Consider the following 3,547-nt stretch of genomic DNA (forward strand, 5'->3'; position numbering starts at 1 on the left):
GCGGAGCTCATGGGTGGAACGCTGACAAGCTTCATCGCATTCGGTCGAGGCCATGTCTTCGATCGCGGTGGATATATCGACACACTGTTGGGTCCTGAAAGAACAGACGTTCTTTCCAGGCAAAAAGACGATCCGCTCGGATCTTCGGTTAGTACCGCAGGGCTTGCTCTGGCTGGCTTCGAGATCAGATTCTGAGTGGGTGTGTTGTTTGAGAACTGCACAGTGGACGCGAGCATCTTTGTTTGTAAGTGTTTAAGAGCGTTCGGTGGATGCCTTGGCACCAGGAGCCGATGAAGGACGTAGGAGGCTGCGATAAGCCTCGGGGAGCTGTCAACCGAGCTGAGATCCGAGGATTTCCGAATGGGGAAACCCAGCACGAGTGATGTCGTGTTACCCGCATCTGAATATATAGGGTGTGTGGAGGGAACGTGGGGAAGTGAAACATCTCAGTACCCACAGGAAGAGAAAACAATAGTGATTCCGTGAGTAGTGGCGAGCGAAAGCGGATGAGGCTAAACCGTGTAGATGTGATAGACGGCAGTCGTTGTCTATGCGGGGTTGTGGGGCTCATTTTCTTGTCACTGCCGTGGCGAGCAACAGTCAGAAAAGTGTGTGTTAGCTGAATTGGTCTGGGACGGCCAACCGTAGACGGTGAGAGTCCGGTAAGCGAAAACTCATGCTCTGTTGTAGTGAGTACCCGAGTAGCAGCGGGCCCGTGAAATCTGCTGTGAATCTGCCGGGACCACCCGGTAAGCCTGAATACTCCCTGGTGACCGATAGCGGACTAGTACCGTGAGGGAAAGGTGAAAAGTACCCCGGGAGGGGAGTGAAATAGTACCTGAAACCGTGCGCTTACAATCCGTCAGGGCCTGCGAGTGCTTTGGTGCACTGTGGGTGATGGCGTGCCTTTTGAAGAATGAGCCTGCGAGTTAGTGGCATGTGGCGAGGTTAACCCGTGTGGGGTAGCCGTAGCGAAAGCGAGTCCGAATAGGGCGTTTCCAGTCGCATGTTCTAGACCCGAAGCGGAGTGATCTACCCATGGCCAGGGTGAAGCGACGGTAAGACGTCGTGGAGGCCCGAACCCACTTAGGTTGAAAACTGAGGGGATGAGCTGTGGGTAGGGGTGAAAGGCCAATCAAACTCCGTGATAGCTGGTTCTCCCCGAAATGCATTTAGGTGCAGCGTCACGTGTTTCACGCCGGAGGTAGAGCTACTGGATGGCCTAGGGGGCCCACAAGCTTACCGAAGTCAGCCAAACTCCGAATGCCGGTGTGTGAGAGCGTGGCAGTGAGACTGCGGGGGATAAGCTTCGTAGTCGAGAGGGAAACAGCCCAGATCGCCGGCTAAGGCCCCTAAGCGTGTACTAAGTGGAAAAGGATGTGGGGTCGCGAAGACAACCAGGAGGTTGGCTTAGAAGCAGCCACCCTTGAAAGAGTGCGTAATAGCTCACTGGTCAAGTGATCCTGCGCCGACAATGTAGCGGGGCTCAAGTACACCGCCGAAGCCGCGGCATTCAAGCATGACACCGATGCGTTCTTACGGGAGCGTATCCAGTGGCTTGGATGGGTAGGGGAGCGTCGTGTGTCCAGGGAAGCGGCGGAGTGATCCAGTCGTGGAGGGCACGCGAGTGAGAATGCAGGCATGAGTAGCGAAAGACGAGTGAGAAACTCGTCCGCCGAATGACCAAGGGTTCCTGGGCCAGGTTAATCCGCCCAGGGTGAGTCGGGACCTAAGGCGAGGCCGACAGGCGTAGTCGATGGACAACGGGTTGATATTCCCGTACCCGTGTATCCGCGCCCAATGGCGAGGCAGTTGTGCTAACCATCCAAAACCCAATAGACCACCTTCGGGTGGCTGGAGGGGGCTGCATGGGACCCTGGCTGTAGTAGTCAAGCGATGGGGTGACGCAGGAAGGTAGCTGGGCCAGTCAGTGGTTGTACTGGTGTAAGCCTGTAGGGCGTTGTGTAGGCAAATCCGCACAACATGTGCCTGAGAGGTGATGCGTAGCCGATTGAGGCGAATTCAGTGATCCTATGCTGCCGAGAAAAGCCTCTAGTGAGTTGGTACACGGCCCGTACCCCAAACCGACACAGGTGGTCAGGTAGAGAATACTGAGGCGATCGAGAGAACTGTGGTTAAGGAACTCGGCAAAATGCCCCCGTAACTTCGGGAGAAGGGGGACCAACGCTGGTGACGGCCCTTGCGGTCTGAGCTGGTGGTGGTCGCAGAGACCAGAGAGAAGCGACTGTTTACTAAAAACACAGGTCCGTGCGAAGTCGTAAGACGATGTATACGGACTGACGCCTGCCCGGTGCCGGAAGGTTAAGAGGACCGGTTAGCGGACTTGTTCCGCGAAGCTGAGAATTTAAGCCCCGGTAAACGGCGGTGGTAACTATAACCATCCTAAGGTAGCGAAATTCCTTGTCGGGTAAGTTCCGACCTGCACGAATGGCGTAACGACTTCTCTGCTGTCTCAACCACAGACTCGGCGAAATTGCATTACGAGTAAAGATGCTCGTTACGCGCGGCAGGACGAAAAGACCCCGGGACCTTCACTATAGCTTGGTATTGGTGTTCGGTACGGTTTGTGTAGGATAGGTGGGAGACTGTGAGACATGCACGCCAGTGTGTGTGGAGTCGTCGTTGAAATACCACTCTGATCGTATTGGACCTCTAACCTCGGACCATGATCTGGTTCAGGGACAGTGCCTGGTGGGTAGTTTAACTGGGGCGGTTGCCTCCTAAAATGTAACGGAGGCGCCCAAAGGTTCCCTCAGCCTGGTTGGCAATCAGGTGTCGAGTGCAAGTGCACAAGGGAGCTTGACTGTGAGACAGACATGTCGAGCAGGGACGAAAGTCGGGACTAGTGATCCGGCACCGGCAAGTGGAAGCGGTGTCGCTCAACGGATAAAAGGTACCCCGGGGATAACAGGCTGATCTTCCCCAAGAGTCCATATCGACGGGATGGTTTGGCACCTCGATGTCGGCTCGTCGCATCCTGGGGCTGGAGTAGGTCCCAAGGGTTGGGCTGTTCGCCCATTAAAGCGGCACGCGAGCTGGGTTTAGAACGTCGTGAGACAGTTCGGTCTCTATCCGCCGCGCGCGTCAGAAACTTGAGGAAGGCTGTCCCTAGTACGAGAGGACCGGGACGGACGAACCTCTGGTGTGCCAGTTGTCCTGCCAAGGGCACCGCTGGTTAGCTACGTTCGGAAGGGATAACCGCTGAAAGCATCTAAGCGGGAAGCCTGTTCCAAGATGAGGTTTCTCACCCCCTCGAGGGGGTAAGGCCCCCCACAGACCATGGGGTTGATAGGCCAGAACTGGAAGCACGGTAACGTGTGGAGGTGACTGGTACTAATCGGCCGAGGACTTACCAACAAAGAAGCTACGCGTCCACTGTGCGGTATCTGAAACAACACACAGACACTGCAGCCGCATCACCCTCACGGGGTGGTGTGTGCGCTGTTGGTGTGGATAGTTTCATAGAGTTACGGCGGCTATAGCGGTGGGGAAACGCCCGGTCCCATTCCGAACCCGGAAGCTAAGG

General features: G+C 55.9%; 1 protein-coding gene and 2 rRNA genes. All 3 read left to right on the forward strand.

Going from position 1 to position 3,547, the window contains the following annotated elements:
- Positions 1-195: hypothetical protein (locus tag ABZV58_RS34510; protein ID WP_355004393.1), on the forward strand; the 195-nt coding region annotated here is incomplete at its 5' end.
- A 47-nt stretch (positions 196-242) separates the two neighbouring features.
- Positions 243-3,378: ribosomal RNA gene (locus ABZV58_RS34515) — 23S ribosomal RNA — on the forward strand.
- Positions 3,379-3,489: 111 nt separating this feature from the next.
- Positions 3,490-3,547 (forward strand): 5S ribosomal RNA (rrf, locus tag ABZV58_RS34520); the annotation flags it as partial.

Source organism: Nocardia sp. NPDC004654, from assembly GCF_040609595.1.
Classification (GTDB): Bacteria; Actinomycetota; Actinomycetes; order Mycobacteriales; family Mycobacteriaceae; genus Nocardia.